Below are 1,738 nucleotides of genomic sequence, written 5' to 3' on the forward strand. Positions count from 1 at the left end.
TCATAAAAAGCCTCTTTCTTTAGTGGATTCGATGGTTTAGGCGATTGTCTCATACACTAAATTAAGGGGCGTTTACATATGAAAAATCTACGACTTTAAGACTTTATCATTTAAAATCAAAGCATTGTGGCAAGTCCGAAACTTGAGTTACAAGACAAACTATTTATACTCTCAACGATAACTAGTGATATATATATCAATAAAAACGGAAACTTACTCGGCAAACCCCCTACTATTTCAGATCTGAATACAACGACCATCTTTATCTCCGTCGAGCGAAAAATGAACTTTTTAATAAGAATTACGATTAAACATCAAAGCTCCAATCCTTCTCCCAGACAAGCAAGATAACCATGCAAAAACAAACAAAAAAAAGTACACCAATAAAAGAGATAAACAATGCTTAATAAACTCTATAAAATAACCGCTATTTTGTAACAAATGAAAAATCAACTCATCTATCATGAAAAAAAAAGGAAATGCACGATTAGCTATAAAAAAAATCAATAAATGAAAGACATTCAGCTGAAAAAAAACACCTAAAACGAGTGCAGTTATAAAAATTGAAACCGCTTCAAAAAAATGCATACTAGCATACAAAATAATTTTATCAGAAAATACAAACCCAAAAAAATCCTTAGCAAACAAATAAATATCTGGGAAATAAATAAAACGTAATATGTTCAAGTGCAGAAACCAAGATACAAAACCAACCAGAGCCCAAAGAAACATCACCAAAAACTCTTGCTTATCAAAAATTATCTTCATAAAATAACTCCACACATTAAAAATACACTGGTATACTGCCTGTTGAATTTGAATCATAAGCTTGAAATAGGTCGTCTAAAATGGCCTCAAATTTTTGCCCGGTTTTTATCCGCTTATCAAACAGCTTTCACTGCATATTTTTTAGAGTAGCTATCGATACCACCTCTGCCTTTGGCCGACAGTCAGGTGGAGGCTACTTAAAACCGGTAAAAAACAGCTTTTTGATAGGCTTTAGACGGCCTAAGCTTGAAATGAAGCATGGAGCCGGAGGCTATATCAACATTTTTAGCACCCCTTATCATCACAACACCTAGAATTATCACCAACATCATTGGCAATATTTTGACACTGAATATACCAGTGCCTAGCTCTTTCAAGACACATACCAGAACCTAAAGTTGGAATAAACGTACAATCATTAACCATTTCATTATAACTATCTTGACAATATTTGAAGTAATCGCACGGAGGGGGATTTGGGGGCACAAAATACCTTTTTATCTCCCGAGGAATCCTATCCCGCGGAATCTTAGTTCCCATCAAACCATAAGCATCTATATAATTCTCAGGATTACTAAAAGCATATGCATAAAGGTTAACATCTCCCCCCTCCAACCCAATCGGATCCACCCTGAGATATCTCCCCACCTCAGGATCATAGTACCGCCACCAGTTGTAGTGCAGCCCCGTCTCTTCATCCTCATACTGCCCAGGGAACCGCAGGGGATTTTTTACCCTCGCTCCCCCATCCACCAGCGCCCTGCCAAAGCTCTCATACTTTGCTTCCCAGACCACAGCGCCGGAGCTGGCGGTGAGCATCTGCGGGGTGCCGAGGTGGTCGTTGTGGTACCAGTAATAATGCCCGGCTTCTTTCAGGTAGAGGGGGTCCGTTCCCCAGATGCCCTGCGGTTTCCAGCCAAAGCTCCGGATCTCGCGGCCGGAACCGTCAAGCTCCGCCACAAGGCCTTCA

2 protein-coding genes are annotated in these 1,738 nt (G+C 39.6%); both read right to left on the bottom strand.

The genetic code is table 11. The features are described from left to right. Positions 1-291: 291 nt before the first annotated feature. Positions 292-768: a hypothetical protein gene (locus OOT00_RS15935; RefSeq protein ID WP_265426413.1), complete on the bottom strand. Its 477-nt coding sequence runs from the start codon at positions 766-768 to the stop codon at positions 292-294. Positions 769-1,053: 285 nt separating this feature from the next. Beyond that, on the bottom strand, positions 1,054-1,738 hold a 685-nt coding region (locus OOT00_RS16300; protein ID WP_303650014.1), incomplete at its 5' end, for an RHS repeat domain-containing protein.

This window comes from Desulfobotulus pelophilus (assembly GCF_026155325.1).
Classification (GTDB): Bacteria; Desulfobacterota; Desulfobacteria; order Desulfobacterales; family ASO4-4; genus Desulfobotulus; species Desulfobotulus pelophilus.